Annotated in this window: 13 protein-coding genes, 1 tRNA gene and 2 rRNA genes; 13 read left to right on the forward strand and 3 right to left on the reverse strand. The window is 69.4% G+C overall.

The window, feature by feature from the left end; translation table 11 throughout:
* The 4 genes from G3I78_RS00005 to G3I78_RS00020 form a co-directional block, all read left to right on the forward strand.
* Positions 1 to 85, forward strand: a 23S ribosomal RNA gene (locus G3I78_RS00005); the annotation flags it as partial.
* 69 nt (positions 86 to 154) lie between these two features.
* A 5S ribosomal RNA gene (gene rrf, locus G3I78_RS00010) occupies positions 155 to 271 on the forward strand.
* A 114-nt stretch (positions 272 to 385) separates the two neighbouring features.
* Positions 386 to 1048 carry a DegT/DnrJ/EryC1/StrS family aminotransferase gene (locus G3I78_RS00015; RefSeq protein WP_164421308.1) on the forward strand — a complete coding sequence of 221 codons (663 nt, stop codon included), beginning with the start codon at positions 386 to 388 and terminating at the stop codon, positions 1046 to 1048.
* Positions 1049 to 1123: 75 nt separating this feature from the next.
* Positions 1124 to 1199, forward strand: a tRNA-Thr gene (locus G3I78_RS00020).
* Between the two features lie 47 nt (positions 1200 to 1246).
* Here G3I78_RS00020 and G3I78_RS00025 read toward each other — a convergent pair.
* Entirely contained in the window at positions 1247 to 4000 is a 2754-nt protein-coding gene (locus G3I78_RS00025; RefSeq protein WP_164420614.1) for a SpoIIE family protein phosphatase, read from the reverse strand.
* Positions 4001 to 4396: 396 nt separating this feature from the next.
* Here G3I78_RS00025 and G3I78_RS00030 point away from each other — a divergent pair, with 396 nt between their 5' ends.
* The 9 genes from G3I78_RS00030 (at position 4397) to G3I78_RS00070 (ending at position 18686) form a co-directional block, all read left to right on the forward strand.
* Positions 4397 to 9868 (forward strand): HAMP domain-containing protein, encoded by a 5472-nt coding sequence (locus G3I78_RS00030; RefSeq protein ID WP_343243616.1) that lies wholly within the window; start codon positions 4397 to 4399, stop codon positions 9866 to 9868.
* Between the two features lie 244 nt (positions 9869 to 10112).
* Positions 10113 to 10793: a response regulator gene (locus tag G3I78_RS00035; RefSeq protein WP_164420616.1), complete on the forward strand. Its 681-nt coding sequence runs from the start codon at positions 10113 to 10115 to the stop codon at positions 10791 to 10793.
* Positions 10794 to 10917: 124 nt separating this feature from the next.
* Positions 10918 to 13644: a DNA translocase FtsK gene (locus G3I78_RS00040; RefSeq protein WP_164420617.1), complete on the forward strand. Its 2727-nt coding sequence runs from the start codon at positions 10918 to 10920 to the stop codon at positions 13642 to 13644.
* Between the two features lie 245 nt (positions 13645 to 13889).
* The gene (locus G3I78_RS00045) at positions 13890 to 14726 is read left to right on the forward strand and encodes a helix-turn-helix domain-containing protein (protein WP_164420618.1); all 837 of its coding nucleotides are present in this window, start codon (positions 13890 to 13892) and stop codon (positions 14724 to 14726) included.
* Between the two features lie 93 nt (positions 14727 to 14819).
* Complete coding sequence (gene rimO / locus G3I78_RS00050) at positions 14820 to 16313, forward strand: 30S ribosomal protein S12 methylthiotransferase RimO (RefSeq protein ID WP_164420619.1); 1494 nt, start codon at positions 14820 to 14822, stop codon at positions 16311 to 16313.
* Positions 16310 to 17131 (forward strand): CDP-diacylglycerol--glycerol-3-phosphate 3-phosphatidyltransferase, encoded by an 822-nt coding sequence (gene pgsA / locus G3I78_RS00055; protein ID WP_164420620.1) that lies wholly within the window; start codon positions 16310 to 16312, stop codon positions 17129 to 17131. Before rimO ends, pgsA begins: the two co-directional genes overlap by 4 nt.
* Positions 17128 to 17673: a CinA family protein gene (locus G3I78_RS00060; protein WP_164420621.1), complete on the forward strand. Its 546-nt coding sequence runs from the start codon at positions 17128 to 17130 to the stop codon at positions 17671 to 17673. The genes pgsA and G3I78_RS00060 overlap by 4 nt, the downstream gene beginning before the upstream one ends.
* Before the next feature lie 109 nt (positions 17674 to 17782).
* Positions 17783 to 18163: a helix-turn-helix transcriptional regulator gene (locus G3I78_RS00065; RefSeq protein ID WP_164420622.1), complete on the forward strand. Its 381-nt coding sequence runs from the start codon at positions 17783 to 17785 to the stop codon at positions 18161 to 18163.
* 241 nt (positions 18164 to 18404) lie between these two features.
* Positions 18405 to 18686: a hypothetical protein gene (locus tag G3I78_RS00070; protein WP_164420623.1), complete on the forward strand. Its 282-nt coding sequence runs from the start codon at positions 18405 to 18407 to the stop codon at positions 18684 to 18686.
* A 103-nt stretch (positions 18687 to 18789) separates the two neighbouring features.
* Here G3I78_RS00070 and G3I78_RS00075 read toward each other — a convergent pair whose 3' ends face one another.
* Positions 18790 to 19554 carry an SDR family NAD(P)-dependent oxidoreductase gene (locus G3I78_RS00075; RefSeq protein ID WP_164420624.1) on the reverse strand — a complete coding sequence of 255 codons (765 nt, stop codon included), beginning with the start codon at positions 19552 to 19554 and terminating at the stop codon, positions 18790 to 18792.
* 32 nt (positions 19555 to 19586) lie between these two features.
* Positions 19587 to 20441, reverse strand: coding sequence for an Fpg/Nei family DNA glycosylase (locus tag G3I78_RS00080; RefSeq protein ID WP_164420625.1), 855 nt, complete (start codon positions 20439 to 20441; stop codon positions 19587 to 19589).
* Positions 20442 to 20516: the final 75 nt, after the last annotated feature.

The following is a 20516-nucleotide window of genomic DNA, read 5'->3' on the forward strand; positions in this document are numbered from 1 at the left end:
GTAGACGACTGGGTTGATAGGCCGGATCTGGAAGCCCTGTAAGGGGTGGAGGTGACCGGTACTAATAGGCCGAGGGCTTGTCCATATTTGCTCGCGTCCACTGTGTTAGTTCTGAGGCAACGACCGTGTTTTTTCCGGTCTAACTTCATAGTGTTTCGGTGGTCATAGCGTGAGGGAAACGCCCGGTTACATTCCGAACCCGGAAGCTAAGCCTTACAGCGCCGATGGTACTGCAGGGGGGACCCTGTGGGAGAGTAGGACACCGCCGAACAATCATTCAAAGAGTTGGATCCTGAACTTCGGTTCGGGGTCCAACTCTTTTTTGTTGTGCGTCACTTGGAGTTCACGTTGCGCAACAACCATCCGAAGCATGGGTACTGCTGCAATGCTCAGGGCCGCCGGCATCGGAGTCGGTGACGAGGTCGTCGTACCGGCCTTCGGGAACGTCGAGGTCGCCGAGGCGGTGACACTCGCCGGTGCGCTGCCGGTGTTCGCTGACATACATCCGGTGAGCTACTGCCTCGATGCGTCCGCTGTGGAAGCGGCCGTGACTCCGCGGACGGCGGCCGTCGTCGTCGTACACCGCTTCGGACGCCCCGCCGACATGCGGCGGTTGCTCGAAGTCGGGCAGCGGCACGAGCTGTTGGTGCTGCAGGAGGGCGAGTCCGAGGCGCCGTACGACGAGATCGCTCAGCGTCGGGAGCGGGCCTGCTACCTCGACGGGAAGCTGCGCGGGGTGCGCACGCCCGATGGTGGGGACGGGCACACCTACCAGCAGTACGTCGTGCGAGTGCCGGGGAACGGGCGGCCGGACCGGGATGCCTTCGCTCGGGCGTTGCGCGGCAAGGGAGTTGACTGCCGGGTGCCGGTGAAGACGCCCGTGCACCGGCTGCCGGAGTTCCGGCGCTGTGTGTCGCTTCCGGAGACCGAGCGGGCCGCCGACGAGACGCTCGCGCTTCCGGTGGACGCCTCGTTGACCAAGCGGGACATGCAGCGGGTCGTGGCCGCGTGCAATGCGCTCGGGGGACTGCTTCAGCCTGCTTTCTGAGCGAGTTGGGAGCACGGGTCTGTTCGGGGTATGATCTATTCCGTTGCCGCGGGGGAAACCTCGAAAAGGCGACAGGCCCCCTTAGCTCAGTCGGCAGAGCGTCTCCATGGTAAGGAGAAGGTCAACGGTTCGATTCCGTTAGGGGGCTCCAGCCAAAAGGCCCCGCCCATTCGGGCGGGGCCTTTTTCGTGCTCTCTCTCAGTCCGTGGGCAGGCCCGGGACGCGCATTGCCAGGATCGCCATGTCGTCGGACGGGGCGTCAGAGGCGAAGCGCTCGACCGCGCGCATGATGCGGGCCGCGACCGCGCCGGCCGTCAGGCCCGTGCAGGTCGTGAGGACGTCGGCGAGGCCGTCGTCGCCCAACATGCGGGTGCCTTCCCGGCGTTCGGTGACGCCGTCGGTGACGCAGAGGAGGACGTCTCCCGGGTCGAGGGTGACCGTCTGCTCGTAGAGCTCCAGGTCCTCCATGACGCCGAGGAGGGGCTGCGGTTCGGCGGCCGGTTCGACGGTGCCGTCCTGGCGCAGGCGGAGCGGGAGCGGGTGGCCGGCGCAGACGACCTTCAGGCGGGCGCTGCCGTCCTCCTGGGGCCACAGCTCGCCGTAGAGGAGGGTCAGGAAGCGGCTGCGGGCGCCCTCGTCGAGGATCGCGGAGTTGAGGCGCTCCAGGACCGCCGGGCCGCTGAGACCCTCGCGGGCGAGCAGCCTGAGGGCGTGCCGGGCGAGGCCGGTGACCGCCGCCGCGTTGGGGCCCGTACCGCAGACGTCGCCGATGGCGAAGCCGTAGGCGCCGTCGCTGATGGGGAACAAGTCGTAGAAGTCGCCGCCGACTTCGTTGCCCTCGCCGGCCGCGCGGTAGATGACCTCGACCTCGACGCCGTCGATCTCGGGGAGTTCGGGCGGCAGGAGGCTGCGCTGGAGGGACTGGCTGATCGCTGTGCGCTCGGAGTAGAGGCGGGCGTTGTCGAGGGCGAGGGCGGCCCTTCGTGAGAGGTCTTCCGCCAACTCCAGGATCTCCTGGCGGAAATGCTCGTCCGTGGGCTTGCCGAGGGTCAGCATGCCGATGACGCGGTTGCGGGCGACCAGGGGGAGGACGACGGTCTCGCCGCCGACCGCGGAGGCCGTGGCGAGCGTGGGGCCGATTCCGGAGGCTACCTGGTGGGTGGGGCCGCCGCTGAGGCCGAGGCTGCGCATGGAGCTGCGCAGGGCCGCCTGGTGGGCCGCCTCGCCGGGGGCCGACCAGACGCGGGCACCGGGGGTCGGGACCGGGTCCGGCGGGGAGATCTTCGACAGCAACGACTTGATGCCGTCGATGAGTTCCTCGTCCTCGTGCAGGACGTACGACAGATAGGGCTCCGAGGCCTGGTCGGCGATCGTGTAGACCGCGCACCAAGTGGCCAGGGTCGGGACGGTCATCTGGGCCATGAGAGCCAGCGTCTGGTCGCGGTCCAGGGTGCCCGCGAGGAGGTCGGAGGCCTCGACGAGGAAGCTCAGGGAGCCGCGGCGCAGGCGTTCGAGTTCGCCGAGGCGGGCCGACTCGACGGCCAACGCGATGCGGTCGGCGGCGAATTGGAGGCGCAGGGCCTCTTCGTTGGAGTATCTGCCGGGCGCTTCCGCGGCCACGCCGAGCGAGCCGGTGAGGCGGCCCTCGACCTTGAGGGGGACGGTCACGACCGAGCGCATTCCCGTGCCGCTCAGCAGCGGGACGGCGCCCGGTACGGCCGACAGGTCGTCGTGGACGGCCGGCATGCGGGCGGAGCCGTAGCGGCCGGGGCCCGCCTCGACGGGCACGCGGGCGAAGCGCTGGCGGGCGGAGGGCAGGCCGGTGGAGGCGCGGACCTCCAACTCCGTCTCGTCGTCGGTCGCGAGGAGCAGGAAGGCGGAGTCGCCGTCGAGCATGTCGCGGGCGCGTTCGACCGTGCGCTGGAGCAGGCCGTCGAGGTCGTCCGGGGCCGGGGAGCCGATGAACACCTCGAAGGGGTCGGTGCTCTGGCCGTCGGAGGAGGTGTTGGTGTCGGAGGTGGCGACGCGCAACGGGGTCTGGAGTACGGCGCGTTCGTGGTCGCGGACCAGGAGGCAGACCGTGGAGGGCTCGCCGCCGGTGTCGCGGACGCGCAGGTGGGAGGCGTAGACCGAGGTGACGCGGCCGTTGGCGGCCCTTATGCCGTAACTGCCTTCCCAGCGCGAGAGTTGGAGTGCCTCGGCGATGCCGGTGCCGGTGCCCGGGGTGTGCGGCCAGGCCGCGAGGTCGGTGAGGGGTTTGCCCACGACCTGTTCGGCGGCGTACCCGAAGAGTTCCTCGGCGTCCTCGTTCCACGAGGTGATGGCGCACGTGCGGTCGATCTGGACGACGGCGACGCGGACGCGGCCGTCGGCCAGCGGGAGGAGGTCCGCGGGCAGGGAGGGTCCGGCCGTGCGGGTGCCCACCGGGCGCTCGGGGAGGTCGAGTTGGAACCAGACCTGCTTGAGGGCGGGCGTGTACTCGACGCCCCAGCGGGAGGCGAGGGCCGCGCAGAGCTGGAGGCCGCGGCCGCCCTCGCGGTCGAGGTTGCCCATGGTGACGGCCTGACCCTGGAGGGGGATCTCGCGCTCCGGGTAACGATCCGCGACCTCGATCCGCACACCTTCGTCACTGCGCAGGCACAGAACGTCCGCGGCGGTGCCCGCGTGCACCACGGCGTTGGTGACGAGTTCGCTGGTGAGGACCACCGCGTCGTCGACGATGTCGGCGAAGCCCCAGCCCTGGAGGGTGTCGCGGACGAAGGAGCGGGCGGTCGCTACCGATCGTCCCACGGGCTCGAAGCTGGCGGCCGCGCGCGCGGTGATCACAGAACTCCTCGGCCGGTTGTCGACGTGCAGGGCTGCCTGGCCGACCGGCTGCTGCCGCTGCTGCGGCAGGCCACCCGTCGGCCGGGGGTCCGGGTTCTGTCCCCCGGGGATCAGTCCGGTGGTCATGTGTGCGGCCGCCCTCCGATGCCCGCTCGTGCTCGTGCCACCGCCCAGGCCGGACGGACCGGCTCGGCTGGACAGCCGCATGCAAGGTTACTTACCTTCGACGGCCATGCGGATGCCGGTCTGCAGTGTTTCCGTCCGGAGGGTGTGCGGACGATGTGCGAAGCTGCCGAACTGTTATGGCCGGGTTCAACCAGGGTGAAACACTGGGCAAGCTCCTGAAGAAGGTCCGGGCAGGCCGAGTGGCTTGTGCGTACGGCGGGCAGCAGCCCGTGGTGCGGCTTTGTATGCCTGGTTGAAATGACGCTGTAGTAAGCAGAAGCGCGCGGCGGAAACCGGTGCGCCGCGTGGTAGCACCCGAGCACAGCAGTAACGGTCGACCCCTTCGGGAGGGACACAGTGGAGTCTGGCGCAGCGACGCGGGGCACTAAGACGCGCGCGAAGGGCGGTCAGTCCCCGAGCGGCCAGCGCAAACCGCGGGGCGGGACCACCGCGGTGGACACGGCTGCCCTGGACCGGTTGCTGTCGGCGCTGGTGTCGATGCGTGACGGGAACTTCCGCAAACGGCTCACGGTGTCCGGCGACGGCGTGATGACGGAGATCGCGGCGGTCTTCAACGAGGTGGCCGACCGCAATCTGCATCTGACGGGTGAGCTGTCGCGGGTGCGGCGGATGGTGGGCCGTGAGGGCAAGCTCACGGAAAGGCTGGAAACAGGTGCCTGCGAGGGCTCCTGGGCGTCCGCCATCGACGCCTCCAACGCCCTGGTGGACGATCTCGTACGACCCGTCTCCGAGGTCGGCCGAGTACTGTCCGCGGTCGCGGAGGGCGATCTGTCGCCCCGTATGGAGCTCAGGACCCAGGCGCCGGACGGTACGGGGCATCCGCTGCGCGGGGAGTTCCTGAAGGTCGGGCGGACGGTGAACAACCTTGTCGATCAGCTTTCGACGTTCACCGACGAGGTCACGCGGGTGGCCAGCGAGGTCGGTACCGAGGGCAAGCTCGGCGGGCAGGCACGCGTGCGGGGCATGTCGGGTTCCTGGAAGGACCTGACCGAGTCCGTCAACACGATGGCGTACCGGCTGACGGCCCAGGTGCGGGACATCGCGCTGGTGACCACGGCGGTCGCCAAGGGTGATCTCTCGCGGAAGGTCACGGTTCACGTGGCCGGCGAGATGCTGGAGCTGAAGAACACCGTCAACACGATGGTGGACCAGCTGTCGTCCTTCTCCTCCGAGGTGACCCGCGTCGCGCGCGAGGTGGGCGTCGAGGGCGAGCTGGGCGGCCAGGCGCAGGTGCCGGGGGTGGCCGGCGTGTGGAAGGACCTCACCGATTCGGTGAACCTGATGGCCGGCAACCTGACGGCCCAGGTGCGCGGGATCGCGCAGGTGACGACGGCGGTGGCCAACGGTGACCTGTCGCAGAAGGTGACGGTCTCCGCACGCGGCGAGGTCGCGCAGCTCGCCGACACGATCAACCAGATGACCGAGACGCTGCGGATCTTCGCGGACGAGGTCACGCGCGTGGCCAACGAGGTCGGTGCCGAGGGACAGCTCGGCGGGCAGGCGAACGTGCCGGGTGCGGCGGGGACGTGGAAGGACCTCACCGATTCGGTGAACACGGTCTTCCGGAACCTCACCACTCAGGTGCGGGACATCGCCGCCGTGACGACGGCGGTGGCCAACGGTGACCTGTCGCAGAAGGTCACCGTGGACGTGGCCGGCGAGATGCTGGAGCTGAAGAACACCGTCAACGGCATGGTGGACCAGCTGTCCGCGTTCGGTGCCGAGGTCACGCGCGTGGCGCGCGAGGTCGGTGTCGAGGGCGAGCTGGGCGGCCAGGCGCAGGTGCCCGGGGCCGCCGGTACCTGGAAGGACCTCACGGACTCCGTCAACACGGCGTTCCGCAACCTCACAGGGCAGGTGCGGAACATCGCCCAGGTGACGACGGCGGTGGCCAACGGCGATCTGTCGCAGAAGGTCACCGTGGACGTCTCCGGCGAGATGCTGCAGCTGAAGAACACCGTGAACACGATGGTCGACCAGCTGTCCGCCTTCGCCGACCAGGTGACGCGGATGGCCCGGGACGTGGGCACCGAGGGCCGTCTGGGCGGTCAGGCGGTGGTGCCGGGGGTCTCCGGGACCTGGAAGGAGCTCACCGACTCCGTCAACTTCATGGGCGGCAACCTCACCTCGCAGGTGCGGCAGATCGCCCAGGTGACGACCGCGGTGGCCCGGGGTGACCTGTCGCAGAAGATCGACGTGGACGCGCGGGGCGAGATCCTGGAGCTGAAGAACACCGTCAACACGATGGTCGACCAGCTCTCCGCCTTCGCCGACCAGGTGACCCGCGTGGCCCGCGAGGTGGGTACCGAGGGGCGCCTCGGCGGGCAGGCGCAGGTGCCCGGCGTCGCCGGTGTGTGGCGGGACCTGACCGACTCCGTGAACGGAATGGCGGGAAACCTCACGGCCCAGGTCCGCAACATCGCCCAGGTGGCCACCGCGGTGGCCCGGGGTGACCTGTCGCAGAAGATCGATGTGGACGCGCGGGGCGAGATCCTGGAGCTGAAGAACACCCTCAACACGATGGTGGACCAGCTCTCCAGCTTCGCCGACCAGGTGACGCGGGTGGCCCGCGAGGTGGGTACCGAGGGCATCCTGGGCGGGCAGGCCGAGGTGCAGGGTGTCTCCGGCACCTGGAAGGACCTCACGCAGTCCGTGAACTTCATGGCGAACAACCTGACCATCCAGGTGCGCAACATCGCCGAGGTCACGACCGCGGTCGCCAAGGGTGACCTGTCGAAGAAGATCACGGTCGACGCGAAGGGCGAGATCCTCGAACTCGTCACGACCGTCAACACGATGGTCGACCAGCTGTCGTCGTTCGCCGAGCAGGTGACCCGGGTGGCCCGTGAGGTGGGCACCGAGGGGCAGCTGGGCGGTCAGGCGCGGGTTCCGGGTGTCACGGGCATCTGGAAGGACCTCAGCGACAACGTGAACCTGATGGCCAACAACCTGACCATGCAGGTGCGCAACATCTCCCAGGTCGCGAACGCGGTCGCCAACGGTGACCTCACGCGGACGGTGACGATCGAGGCGCGCGGGGAGGTCGCGCAGCTCGCCGACACCTTCAACACCATGGTGAAGACGCTGAGTTCGTTCGCCGACCAGGTCACCAAGGTGGCCCGTGAGGTGGGCACGGACGGCATCCTGGGCGGTCAGGCGCGGGTGCCCGGTGTGGCCGGCACCTGGAAGGACCTCACCGAGTCGGTGAACCAGATGGCGTCCAACCTGACCGGTCAGGTGCGGAACATCGCCATGGTGACCACGGCCATCGCCAAGGGTGACCTGACGAAGAAGATCGACATCGACGCGCGCGGTGAGATCCTCGAACTCAAGACGACCATCAACACCATGGTCGACCAGCTGTCCTCCTTCGCGGAGGAGGTCACCCGGGTCGCCCGCGAGGTGGGTACCGAGGGACAGCTCGGCGGACAGGCACGCGTGCGTGACGTCGACGGCACGTGGCGCGACCTCACCGAGTCCGTGAACGAGATGGCAGGGAACCTCACCCGGCAGGTGCGCGCCATCGCGCGCGTGGCGACCGCGGTGACCAGGGGCGACCTGAACCTGAAGATCGACGTGGACGCGTCCGGCGAGATCCAGGAGCTCCAGGACTACATCAACAAGATGATCGCCAACCTGCGTGACACCACGATCGCCAACAAGGAGCAGGACTGGCTGAAGGGCAACCTGGCGCGTATCTCGGCGCTCATGCAGGGACGCCGGGACCTGGAGGACGTGGCCTCGCTGATCATGAGCGAGCTGACGCCGGTGGTGACCGCGCAGCACGGCGCGTTCTTCGTCGCGATGCCGCTCCTTGACGGCAAGGACCTGAGCGCCGAGGCCGAGGACCAGTACGAGCTGCGGATGCTCGGCTCGTACGGCTACTCGATGGGCTCCATGCCGACGTCGTTCCGGCCCGGTGAGGCGCTGATCGGGACAGCCGCCGAGGAGAAGCGCACGATCCTGGTGGAGAACGCGCCCAGCGGCTACCTGAAGATCTCCTCCGGTCTCGGAGAGGCGCCGCCCGCGCAAGTGATCGTCCTCCCGGTGCTGTTCGAGGGCAAGGTGCTCGGTGTCATCGAGCTCGCGTCCTTCACACCCTTTACGCAGATCCAGAAGGACTTCCTCAACCAGATCGCCGAGATGATCGCGACCAGCGTCAACACCATCTCCGTCAACACCAAGACGGAGGTGCTGCTGAAGCAGTCGCAGGAGCTGACCGAGCAACTCAGGGAGCGGTCGGCGGAGTTGGAGAACCGGCAGAAGGCCCTCCAGGCGTCCAACGCGGAACTGGAGGAGAAGGCCGAGCTGCTGGCCCAGCAGAACCGCGACATCGAGGTGAAGAACACCGAGATCGAGGAGGCGCGGCAGGTCCTGGAGGAGCGCGCCGAGCAACTCGCCGTGTCCATGCGGTACAAGAGCGAGTTCCTGGCCAACATGTCGCACGAGCTGCGTACGCCGCTCAACTCGCTGCTGATCCTCGCCAAGCTGCTCGCCGACAACGCGGACTCCAACCTGACCCCGAAGCAGGTCGAGTTCGCCGAGACCATCCACGGCGCCGGGTCCGACCTGCTCCAGCTGATCAACGACATCCTCGACCTGTCGAAGGTCGAGGCGGGCAAGATGGACGTCTCCCCGACGCGTATCGCGCTCGTACAGCTCGTGGACTACGTGGAGGCGACCTTCCGGCCGCTGACCGCGGAGAAGGGCCTCGACCTGTCCGTACGGGTCTCGCCCGAGCTGCCCGCCACCCTGCACACCGACGAGCAGCGACTGCTCCAGGTGCTGCGCAACCTGCTGTCCAACGCGGTGAAGTTCACCGACTCCGGAGCGGTCGAGCTGGTGATCCGGCCCGCCAACCGGGACGTGCCGATGGGCATCAGGGAGCAGTTGCTCGAAGCCGGTTCGCTGCGGGATCCGGGCGCCGACCTGATCGCGTTCTCGGTGACCGACACGGGCATCGGGATCGCGGGCAGCAAGATGCGGGTGATCTTCGAGGCGTTCAAGCAGGCCGACGGCACGACCAGCCGCAAGTACGGCGGTACCGGGCTCGGGCTGTCGATCTCGCGGGAGATCGCGCAGCTGCTCGGCGGTGAGATCCACGCGCAGAGCGAGCCGGGGCGTGGATCGACGTTCACGCTGTATTTGCCGCTGCACCCCAGCGAACTGCCGCCGCAGGGCTACCAGCAGGCCATGCCCGCGCTGGAGGCGGGCGACCTGGTGGCGTCGACGTCGGAGAACGGCCTGTCCGACGTGGAGATCGAGACGCCGGCCGAGGTGAAGTCGTACCGGGAGACCCAGAACGGAGCCGCGGCGCTCTTCAGGCGGCGGCGCCGGCCGTCCCCCGCCCTCGAACCGCGGATCGGGCAGCCGGACCAGTGGTCGGCGGTGGAGCACCAGACCACACCGCAGCCGCGCCGGGGCATCCGGTTCGGCGGTGAGAAGGTGCTGATCGTCGACGACGACATCCGTAACGTCTTCGCCCTCACCAGCGTCCTCGAACAGCACGGACTGTCCGTGCTGTACGCGGAGAACGGCCGTGAGGGCATCGAGGTCCTGGAGCAGCACGACGACGTGGCGGTCGTACTGATGGACATCATGATGCCGGAGATGGACGGGTACGCGACGACCAACGCGATCCGCAGGATGCCGCAGTTCGCCGGGCTTCCGATCATCGCGCTGACCGCCAAGGCGATGAAGGGCGACCGCGAGAAGGCGATCGAGTCGGGAGCCTCGGACTACGTGACCAAGCCGGTCGATCCCGATCATCTGCTGTCGGTCATGGAGCAGTGGATGCGGGAGGAGTGATGGGAATCAGCGAAGTTCACGCGGAGTTGCTGACTCAGTGTGCCCGACGCCGTGTAGAAGTACGGGATTCGGGGAACCTTCTGGTCTCCCGCTACGTTTCTGCTACGTGCACAGTGACATCGCGGTGACAGGGTGTGGCGACAGACAGGGTGCGGCTACGATGACCGGCACAAGGACGGGCGGCGAAAGGGAGTCGTCCCCAGGGGCGGCGCCCGGTGCACATCCGGGGCGAGGAGGGCGGGCCATGGTGCAGAAGGCCAAGATCCTCCTGGTCGATGACCGGCCGGAGAATCTGCTGGCGCTGGAGGCCATCCTCTCCGCGCTCGATCAGACACTGGTGCGGGCATCGTCCGGGGAGGAAGCGCTCAAGGCGCTGCTCACGGACGACTTCGCGGTCATTCTGCTGGACGTGCAGATGCCGGGTATGGACGGGTTCGAGACCGCGGCGCACATCAAACGGCGGGAGCGGACCCGGGACATCCCGATCATCTTCCTCACCGCGATCAACCACGGTCCGCACCACACCTTCCGCGGCTACGCGGCCGGTGCGGTGGACTACATCTCCAAGCCGTTCGACCCGTGGGTGCTGCGGGCGAAGGTCTCGGTGTTCGTCGAGCTCTACATGAAGAACTGCCAGCTGCGTGAGCAGGCGGCGCTGCTGCGGCTCCAGTTGGAGGGCGGCGGCAAGGGCGCGGTCGGCGACGCGAAGGAACCGGCCGGGCTGCTCGCGGAGCTGTCGGCGCGGCTCGCGGCGGTCGAGGAGCAGGCGGAGGCGCTGTCCAAGCAGCTGGACGACGAGTCCGCGGACGCGGCCGCGGTGGCCACCGCGGCCCATCTCGAACGCAAACTCACGGGGTTGCGCCGGGCGCTGGACGCGCTGGAGCCGGGCACGGGCAGTCCGCCGTCGGTGCCCTCGCAGAACTGACGTGTGGCGCGGGTGTTCTCGCGCTTGAGCCCGCGTCAGCTCGGCACCTCTTCAGGAACGACACGAACGGGTGAAGCAGTGGGCACACGTGTCCGTGGCCCTCTCCACCGGTAATCTCACACCTATGGCCTCACGTCCCTCCGCAGCCAAGAAGCAGCCCGCCAAGAAGGCTGCCGCTCCCGCGAAGGGTCCGGTGAAGAAGGCCGCCGCGAAGAAAGCACCGGCCAAGAAGGCGCCCGCCAGGAAGACCGCTGCGAAGAAGGCCGCGGCACCGAAGCCGGCACCCAGCCCGACCGGGGGCGTGCTCCGGCTCATCCGTGCCGTCTGGCTCGGTCTCGCCCATGCCGTCGGTGCCCTGTTCCGTGGGATAGGGCAGGGCGCGAAGAACCTCGACCCGGCGCACCGGAAGGACGGCGTGGCACTTCTGCTGCTCGGCCTCGGCCTGATCGTTGCCGCCGGCACCTGGTCGAACCTGCGCGGTCCGGTCGGCGACCTCGTCGAGATCATCGTGACCGGCGCCTTCGGCCGGCTGGACCTGCTCGTGCCGATACTGCTCGCGGTGATCGCCGTGCGGTTCATCCGGCACCCCGAGAAGCCCGAGGCCAACGGCCGGATCGTGATCGGTCTGTCGGCGCTCGTCATCGGTGTGCTAGGCCAGGTCCACATCGCGTGCGGCTCGCCCGCCCGCAGCGACGGCATGCAGGCGATAAGGGACGCCGGCGGGCTGATCGGCTGGGGGGCGGCCACCCCGCTGACGTACACGATGGGCGACGTCCTCGCCGTACCGCTGCTCGTGCTGCTGACGGTCTTCGGGCTGCTCGTGGTCACCGCGACCCCCGTCAACGCCATCCCCCGGCGGATGCGGGAGCTGGGCGTGCGGCTGGGCATCGTGCACGACCCGGCCGGCGACGAGGAGTACGGCGAGGACGACGAGCGCTACGAGGACCAGTGGCGCGAGGCGCTGCCCGCGCGCGGGCGCAAGCGCGGGCCCGCGCCCGAGTCGTACGACCCCGACAGCGCGGAGCAGGAGGCCCTCTCGCGGCGTCGGGGCCGCCCCAGGCGCTCCGCGGTGCCGCAGCCCGCGATGGACCGGCAGATGGACGCCGTGGACATCGCTGCGGCCGCCGCCGCGGACCTGGACGGCGTCGTCATGCACGGCCTGCCACCCTCGCCGCTCGTCGCCGACCTCACCCAGGGCGTCAGTGTGGGCGACCGGGTGGAGACGACCCCGGTGCCCACGCCCGTCCCGGCGGCCCGGCCCAAGCAGGACGCGCGGCCCAAGCAGGAGAAGCTCAAGGTCGAGGTCGCCGACCTCACCAAACCCGCTCCCGAGGCGGCGAGCGACCTGCCCGCGCGCGCGGAGCAGCTCCAGCTGTCCGGCGACATCACCTACTCGCTGCCCTCGCTCGACCTCCTGGAGCGCGGTGGCCCCGGCAAGGCGCGCAGCGCGGCCAACGACGCCGTGGTGGCCTCGCTGACGAACGTCTTCACCGAGTTCAAGGTCGACGCGGCCGTCACCGGGTTCACGCGCGGGCCGACGGTCACGCGGTACGAGGTCGAGCTGGGCCCCGCCGTGAAGGTCGAGCGGATCACCGCGCTGGCGAAGAACATCGCGTACGCCGTCGCCAGCCCGGACGTGCGGATCATCAGCCCGATCCCCGGCAAGTCCGCGGTCGGCATCGAGATCCCGAACACCGACCGCGAGATGGTCAACGTCGGCGACGTACTGCGTCTGGCCGACGCCGCCGAGGACGACCACCCGATGCTCGTCGCGCTCGGCAAGGACGTCGAGGGCGGCTACGTCATGGCGAACATGGCGAAGATGCCGCACATTCTCGTGGCCGGCGCCACCGGCTCGGGCAAGTCGTCCTGCATCAACTGCCTGATCACGTCGATCATGTGCCGGGCGACCCCCGAGGACGTCCGGATGGTCCTCGTCGATCCCAAGCGCGTCGAGCTGACGGCGTACGAGGGCATCCCGCACCTGATCACGCCGATCATCACCAACCCGAAGCGGGCGGCCGAGGCCCTGCAGTGGGTCGTACGGGAGATGGATCTGCGCTACGACGACCTCGCGGCGTTCGGATACCGGCACATCGACGACTTCAACCAGGCCGTCCGCGACGGCAAGCTGAAGACTCCGGAGGGCAGCGAGCGGGAGCTGAAGACCTACCCGTACCTGCTGGTCATCGTCGACGAGCTGGCCGACCTGATGATGGTCGCGCCGCGGGACGTCGAGGACTCGATCGTGCGCATCACGCAGCTCGCGCGCGCGGCGGGCATCCACCTGGTGCTCGCCACCCAGCGGCCCTCGGTCGACGTCGTCACCGGTCTGATCAAGGCGAACGTGCCCTCCAGGCTCGCGTTCGCCACCTCCTCGCTCGCCGACAGCCGCGTCATCCTGGACCAGCCGGGCGCCGAGAAGCTGATCGGCAAGGGTGACGGGCTGTATCTGCCGATGGGCCAGAACAAGCCCACGCGTATGCAGGGCGCCTTCGTCACCGAGGACGAGATCCACGCCGTCGTGCAGCACTGCAAGGACCAGATGGCGCCGGTCTTCCGGGACGACGTCACCGTGGACACCAAGCAGAAGAAGGAGATCGACGAGGAGATCGGCGACGACCTCGACCTGCTGTGCCAGGCGGCCGAGCTGGTCGTCTCCACGCAGTTCGGGTCGACCTCCATGCTCCAGCGCAAGCTCCGGGTCGGGTTCGCGAAGGCGGGGCGCCTCATGGACCTGATGGAGTCCAGGGGGATCGTCGGGCCGAGCGAGGGGTCCAAGGCTCGTGACGTTCTTGTGAAGGGTGACGAGCTGGACGGAGTGCTCGCGGTGATCCGCGGGGAGGCTTAAAGGGAGTCCGGAGCGGGTGCGGCCATCGATGTTCGATCGTGACTCACCCGTAAGGGATCATTGAGCAACCGTTTCCCTTCGGCGTACGTCAAGTTGAGGGAAGCGAAAAGCTGCTGCCCCACCATCGGTGTGTCCGGCCATTCCGATGGCGTACAAAGTCCCACCGCCCGGTTGCCCCACCCTTTCGCACCCCCCCTAGACTGAACCTCCAGCACAGGTGGCTTAAACGCTCGAAAGGCGCCCCCGTGTCCATCGGCAACTCCCCTGAAGACGAGCGTCCGTTCGAAGACGACCGGCAGGAAGCCCGTATCTCCGTCGGCCACGCCCTGAAACAGGCGCGGATCGCGGCCGGGCTGACCGTCGACGACGTCAGCAACGCCACCAGGGTCCGCATCGCCATCGTGCATGCCATCGAGGCGGACGACTTCGCCCCCTGCGGTGGCGATGTGTACGCCCGGGGCCACATCAGGACCCTGGCCAAGGCCGTCCACCTGGATCCGGCCCCCCTTCTGGACCAGTACGCCGCCGATCACGGTGGCGGGCGACCGGCTCCGACGCCGGCCGCTCCGCTGTTCGAGGCGGAACGCATCCGTCCCGAGCGGCGCGGGCCCAACTGGACCGCCGCCATGGTCGCCGCGATCGTGGCCGTGGTCGGGTTCGTCGGCTTCACCGCCTTCAAGGGCGGCGACGACGGCGGAACGGCCCAGGTCGCCGACGGCACCACGCCCGCCGCCACCAAGTCGCCCACGCCGAAGTCCGACAAGACCACCAAGGACCCGAAGCCGACGCCGTCCGACAGCGCTATCGCGGCGGCCCCCCAGGACAAGGTGACCGTGCAGGTCAGCGCCTCCGACGGGCGAAGCTGGATCCTCGCCAAGGACCACAACGGCCGGACCCTCTTCGACGGACTGCTCAAGCAGGGCGACACCAAGACCTTCCAGGACAGCGACAAGATCAACCTCGTCCTCGGCGACGCCGGGGCGATCCAGCTGTACGTGAACGGCAAGAAGATCGAGGACGACTGGCAGCCGGGCGCCGTGGAGCGCCTGACGTACACCAAGGGCGACCCGCAGGTCGGTTAGCCGTCTGTTCGACAGGCGTTCGTGACGGGGTTGGCCAGGATCGGCCAACCCCGTCGACGTGGGGTGTCAGTGGGACGAAGTAGTCTTGAGCCCATGCCTGAACGCCGTACCGTCGCACTCGTCACTCTTGGCTGCGCCCGTAACGAGGTGGACTCGGAGGAGCTCGCAGGCCGTTTGGAGGCGGACGGCTGGGATCTCGTGGAGGACGCCGCCGACGCGGACGTCGCCGTCGTCAACACCTGTGGCTTCGTCGAGGCCGCCAAGAAGGACTCCGTCGACGCCCTCCTGGAGGCCAACGACCTCAAGGGGCACGGCAGAACCCAGGCCGTCGTGGCGGTGGGCTGCATGGCCGAGCGGTACGGCAAGGACCTCGCCGAGGCCCTCCCCGAGGCCGACGGAGTGCTCGGCTTCGACGACTACGCCGACATCTCCGACCGGCTCCAGACCATCCTCTCCGGTGGCATCCATGCCGCGCACACCCCGCGCGACCGGCGCAAGCTGCTGCCGATCAGCCCGGCCGAGCGCCAGGAGTCGGCGGCGGGCGTGGCCCTGCCGGGTCATGGTCCGGCCGAGGAGGCGGCTCCCGCGCCCGTGGACCTTCCGGAGGGGCTCGCTCCGGCCTCCGGCCCCCGCGCGCCCCTGCGCCGCCGTCTGGACGGTGCCCCGGTCGCCTCGGTGAAGCTCGCCTCCGGCTGCGACCGGCGCTGCTCCTTCTGCGCCATCCCGTCCTTCCGCGGCTCCTTCATCTCGCGCCGCCCCTCGGACGTGCTCAACGAGACGCGCTGGCTGGCCGAGCAGGGCGTCAAGGAGATCATGCTGGTCTCCGAGAACAACACGTCGTACGGCAAGGACCTCGGCGACATCCGTCTGCTGGAGTCCCTGCTGCCCGAGCTGGCCGAGGTCGACGGGCTGGAACGCGTGCGTGTGAGCTACCTCCAGCCCGCCGAGATGCGGCCCGGGCTGATCGACGTGCTGACGTCCACGCCCAAGGTCATGCCCTACTTCGACCTGTCCTTCCAGCACTCCGCCCCCGGCGTGCTGCGCGCGATGCGCCGCTTCGGCGACACCGACCGCTTCCTGGAACTCCTCGACACCATCCGCGGCAAGGCCCCCGAGGCCGGCGTGCGCTCCAACTTCATCGTGGGCTTCCCCGGCGAGACCGAGGCCGACCTCGCCGAGCTGGAGCGCTTCCTGAACGGCGCGCGACTGGACGCCATCGGTGTCTTCGGGTACTCCGACGAGGAGGGCACCGAGGCGGCGACGTACGAGAACAAGCTGGACGAGGACGTCGTGGCCGAGCGGCTGGCGCACATCTCCCGGCTCTCCGAGGAACTCGTCTCGCAGCGCGCCGAGGAGCGGGTCGGCGAGACCGTGCACGTGCTGGTCGAGTCGGTGGACGACGAGGGCGTGTACGGCCGCGGTGCGCACCAGGCGCCCGAGACCGACGGCCAGGTGCTGCTCACGAGCGGCGAAGGGCTGAGCGTCGGCCTTATGGTCGAGGCGAAGGTGGTCGGTACGGAGGGTGTCGACCTGGTGGCCGAGCCGCTGCCGGGCTCGCCCGGGTGTAGTGAGGAGGCGGGCAGATGACCGGAGTTCCGGCGTCCGCCGCGGGTGGCCCCTCGGCTGCGAAGGGCGGACCGGCGGGCGGGGTCTCGGGCGCCGCGTCCGGCGCGGCACCGAGCGCTCCCTCGGACGTGGTCTCCGGCAGGGCCGCCGAGGCTCTCGCCCACGGCGTCCCCGCGGTGGATGCGGAGGGCTTCTCCGACTCCGGTGCCAAGCACCCGCGCGGCAAGAAGATCGCGGCCGCCGCGGTCAACCAGGCCAGCGTCTGGAACATCGCCAATCTGCTGACCATGCTCCGGCTGGTCCTCGTGCCCGGCTTCGTCGCCCTGATGCTGGCCGACGGCGGGTACGACCCGGCGTGGCGGTCGCTCGCCTGGGCGGCCTTCGCCATCGCCATGATCACCGACCTGTTCGACGGGCATCTGGCGCGCACCTACAACCTCGTCACCGACTTCGGGAAGATCGCCGACCCCATCGCCGACAAGGCGATCATGGGAGCGGCGCTGATCTGTCTCTCCGGGCTCGGTGACCTGCCCTGGTGGGTCACGATCGTCATCCTGGGCCGGGAACTCGGGATCACCCTGCTGCGTTTCCTCGTCATCCGGTACGGCGTGATCCCGGCGAGCCGCGGCGGCAAGCTCAAGACGCTCAGCCAGGGCATCGCCGTGGGGATGTACATCCTGGCGCTGACGGGGTGGCTGGCCACCGCGAGGTTCTGGGTGATGGCTGTGGCGGTCCTGCTGACCGTCGCGACCGGGCTCGACTATGTGAGACAGGCCATTGTGCTGCGCAGGCAGGGAATCGCCGAGCGCGAGGCGGCGTTGGAGGAGACGGAAGCGTGAATTCCCCGGCCGCCCACGTGGTGCGACTACTCACCGTGAAGGGTCAGACGCTCGCGGTCGCCGAGTCGCTCACGGGTGGACTGGTTGCGGCGGAAATCACAGCGGCGCCCGGGGCGTCCCAGGCGTTCCGGGGTTCGGTGACGGCCTACGCCACCGAACTGAAGCACCGGCTGCTGGGTGTCGACGCCACCCTGCTGGCCGAGCGAGGAGCGGTGGATCCGCAGGTCGCGGCGGAGATGGCGGCCGGAGTGCGCAAGGCGCTCGGCGCCGACTGGGGCATCGCGACCACCGGGGTCGCGGGCCCCGAACCGCAGGACGGCAAGCCCGTCGGAACGGTTTTCGTGGCCGTCGACGGGCCCTTCGAAGGCGCCTCGGCGAAAGCCGGTGGCGGGAAAGTGACCGCGCTGCGGTTGAACGGCGACCGCGCGGAAATTCGTATGGAGAGTGTACGGAGCGTACTCGCACTGCTCCTGGAAGAGCTTACGAGCGAACAGACCGGGAATGAGCGGGCACAGGATACGGAACGGAACGGGGGGTTTTGATGTTTGCAGCCCTGAGTGAACACGACATCGCTCCCCGCACGGCCGCGGCGCAAGGCGGTACGGTGGGGCGTGAAGGATGCGGCTACGCGGTCCGAGGAGGGAGCCACCGATGATTCTGCTCCGTCGCCTGCTGGGTGACGTGCTGCGTCGGCAGCGCCAACGCCAGGGCCGTACTCTGCGCGAAGTCTCCTCGTCCGCCCGAGTCTCACTCGGCTATCTCTCCGAGGTGGAGCGGGGGCAGAAGGAGGCTTCCTCCGAGCTGCTGTCCGCGATCTGCGACGCGCTGGACGTACGGATGTCCGAGCTCATGCGGGAAGTGAGCGACGAGCTCGCCCTCGCCGAGCTGGCCCAGTCCGCTGCGGCCACCCCGAGCGAGCCGGTGTCGGCACCGGTGCGCCCGATGCTGGGTGCCGTGTCGGTGAAGGGTGTCCCACCGGAACGGGTGACCATCAAGGCGCCCAGCGAAGCGGTGGACGTCGTAGCGGCGTAGCGCTCGCTGGTCGGGCAAGAGCCGACAGCGCGCCCAGAAGAAGTGTGCGAGGCCCCGGACGGGCTTCTCCGGTCGACCCACGTCGATCTGGAGAGGCGCCGGTCGGGGTTTTCGTGCATCTTGGGTCGTGGATCTTTGGAGCGACGGGCGGTGCCGGCCGAGGCGATGCGTCCGTGTGCCCTTGGTGCGCCCTTCCCGCGGGTGAGGGCGGCCGTCTAGCGTCCGGGCCGGAGGTGGCTGCATGGCGGGGCCGATAGTGCGCCGGGGGGTGGCTCTCGGGCTCGGGGCGCTGTGGTGGTGGGCCGTGGCGCGGCTGGTGCTGACGCCGGACGCCGGGGCGCTCGAAGGGGCGGTGGCGGCCGGTGGGTGGGGGCTGAGTCTGTTGCCGGTGCACTGTGTGCCCAAGGCGCGGGCGGTGGGGGCGTTGGCGGCTGGGCGGTGGCGTGAGGCGTGGCGGGTGGGGCGGGGTGGGGCTGAGGTGGGGCTTGCCGGTGAGGGTGGGCGGGCGGGGGTGGATCGGTGAGGTGAGTTGAGGTGGGGTGGGGTGGTCCAGCGGGGTGGGGCGGGGTGTGTCGGGTGGCGGGGTGCTTCGGTGGTGCTTGGTGGGTCGGGTGGGTTGGGGGGTGTCACCAGGGCATGGCCACGCCGCCGTTCGGGCGGAGGATCTGGCCTGTGGTGAAGGATGAGGCGTCCGAGGCCAGGTAGAGGACCGCGTGGGCGATGTCCTCGGGCTCGCCGACCCGTTTCAGGGGGGACATGCGGGACATGAGCGCCTCGGTGTGGGCCTGGGACTCCTCGTCGTGGCGGTCGGTCATGGGGGTGCGGATCCAGCCCGGGGCGACCGCGTTGACCCGGATGCCGTAGCGGCCTACCTCGGTCGCGAGGGTCTTCGTGAGCTGGACGACGGCCGCCTTCGCGGCGCCGTAGCAGAGCAGGCCGGGGCCGCCGGTGTCCACGGCGCCGGAGGCCATGGTGACGATGCTGCCCCGTGTCTTTCGGGCGAGCATCAGTCGGGTCGCCTCCTGGCAGGCGTAGAGCACGCCTTTGAAGTTGACGTTCAGGACGCGGTCGAGGTCTTCGTCCCTCGTCTCCAGGACCGGGCTGCTGTGCATGATGCCGGCGATCGCGGCGAGGACGTCCAGGTGCTCGCAGGAGGTGATGGCCTCGCGGAGCCGGTCGCGGTCGGTGACGTCCAGGGGGTGGGTGCGGGCGGTGCCGCCGGTGTCCTTGATCAGGGTCACCGTCTCGTGCAGGCCCTGGGCGTCGCGGTCGGCGCAGTGCACGGTCGCACCCGCCTCGGCGAGCAGTACGGCGGTGGCGCGGCCGATTCCGCCGGCGGCGCCGGTGACGAAGGCGGTGCGTCCGGTGAGGTCGTACGCGCTGACGGCCATGGAGCGACGGTACGAGCGTTTCTGACGGTGCGTCAATTGGTCGTACGGCGTGGGGTTCTGGGTTGTTTTCCGGCTGGTGTTCCGCGCTGGGGGCCCGGGGCCGGGCCGGTCTGGCAGTTCGGGCACCAGTAGGTGGGGCGTTCGCGGGAGCCGTCGCCCTGGTCGGCGGTGCGGATGGAGGTGTGGCAGCGGAGGCAGGGGCGGGGTGCGCGGCCGTAGACGAACAGGTCCTGGCCGCGGCGGCCGGTCGTGCTGCGGACCGGGCGGTCGCGGTTGGCCTCCAGGAGCTTCTTGGCGAGCACGGGGAGGTGGGTGGCGCGGTCGGCGGGGAGGGCGCCGATGGGCAGCCACGGGGTGGCGCCGAGCAGGAAGCAGAGTTCGCTCTTGTAGATGTTGCCGATGCCGGCGAGGTTGCGCTGGTCGAGGAGGGCCTCGCCGAGAGGGCGGGCGGGGTCCTGGAGGAGGTTCGCGAGGGCCGTCTCGGGGTTCCAGTCCGGGCCGAGGAGGTCGGGGCCCAGGTGGCCCACGGCCTTGTGCTCGTCCGTGGTGCGGATCAGTTCCAGGACGGGGAGGCGGTAGCCGACGGCTGTGCGGTCGGTGGTGCCGAGGATCGCGCGGATCTGGTGGGTGGGGCCGCCGGTCCAGCGCTGGGTGGTGGTGTAGATCCGCCAGGAGCCGTCCATGCGGAGGTGGGAGTGGAGGGTCAGGTTGCCCTCGATCCTGGTGAGGAGGTGTTTGCCGCGAGGGGTGACGTCCAGGACCTTGCGGCCGGTGAGGTCGGCTGTGGCGTATTTGGGGACCCTCAGGTCGCTGCGGGTGAGGGGCCTGCCTGCGAGGGCGTTGTGCAGGCGGGTCGCGGACTGCCAGACCGTGTCTCCTTCGGGCATGTTTCCAGGGTGGCATGGGGGTGGGCGGTGGGTGGTCGGCGGTGGGTGGTGCGTGCGGCCTCGGCTTCGCCTTCG

This window comes from Streptomyces sp. SID13726 (genome assembly GCF_010548375.1).
Taxonomy (GTDB): domain Bacteria; phylum Actinomycetota; class Actinomycetes; order Streptomycetales; family Streptomycetaceae; genus Streptomyces.

What these genes read in the sequence shown, in the direction of transcription:
- G3I78_RS00015 (WP_164421308.1), top strand. Translation starts at nt 386, where the DNA reads ATGCTCAGGGCCGCCGGCATCGGAGTCGGTGACGAGGTCGTCGTACCG.
- G3I78_RS00025 (WP_164420614.1), bottom strand. Translation starts at nt 4,000, where the DNA reads ATGACCACCGGACTGATCCCCGGGGGACAGAACCCGGACCCCCGGCCG.
- G3I78_RS00035 (WP_164420616.1), top strand. Translation starts at nt 10,113, where the DNA reads ATGGTGCAGAAGGCCAAGATCCTCCTGGTCGATGACCGGCCGGAGAAT.
- G3I78_RS00040 (WP_164420617.1), top strand. Translation starts at nt 10,918, where the DNA reads ATGGCCTCACGTCCCTCCGCAGCCAAGAAGCAGCCCGCCAAGAAGGCT.
- rimO (WP_164420619.1), top strand. Translation starts at nt 14,820, where the DNA reads ATGCCTGAACGCCGTACCGTCGCACTCGTCACTCTTGGCTGCGCCCGT.
- pgsA (WP_164420620.1), top strand. Translation starts at nt 16,310, where the DNA reads ATGACCGGAGTTCCGGCGTCCGCCGCGGGTGGCCCCTCGGCTGCGAAG.
- G3I78_RS00065 (WP_164420622.1), top strand. Translation starts at nt 17,783, where the DNA reads ATGATTCTGCTCCGTCGCCTGCTGGGTGACGTGCTGCGTCGGCAGCGC.
- G3I78_RS00070 (WP_164420623.1), top strand. Translation starts at nt 18,405, where the DNA reads ATGGCGGGGCCGATAGTGCGCCGGGGGGTGGCTCTCGGGCTCGGGGCG.
- G3I78_RS00075 (WP_164420624.1), bottom strand. Translation starts at nt 19,554, where the DNA reads ATGGCCGTCAGCGCGTACGACCTCACCGGACGCACCGCCTTCGTCACC.
- G3I78_RS00080 (WP_164420625.1), bottom strand. Translation starts at nt 20,441, where the DNA reads ATGCCCGAAGGAGACACGGTCTGGCAGTCCGCGACCCGCCTGCACAAC.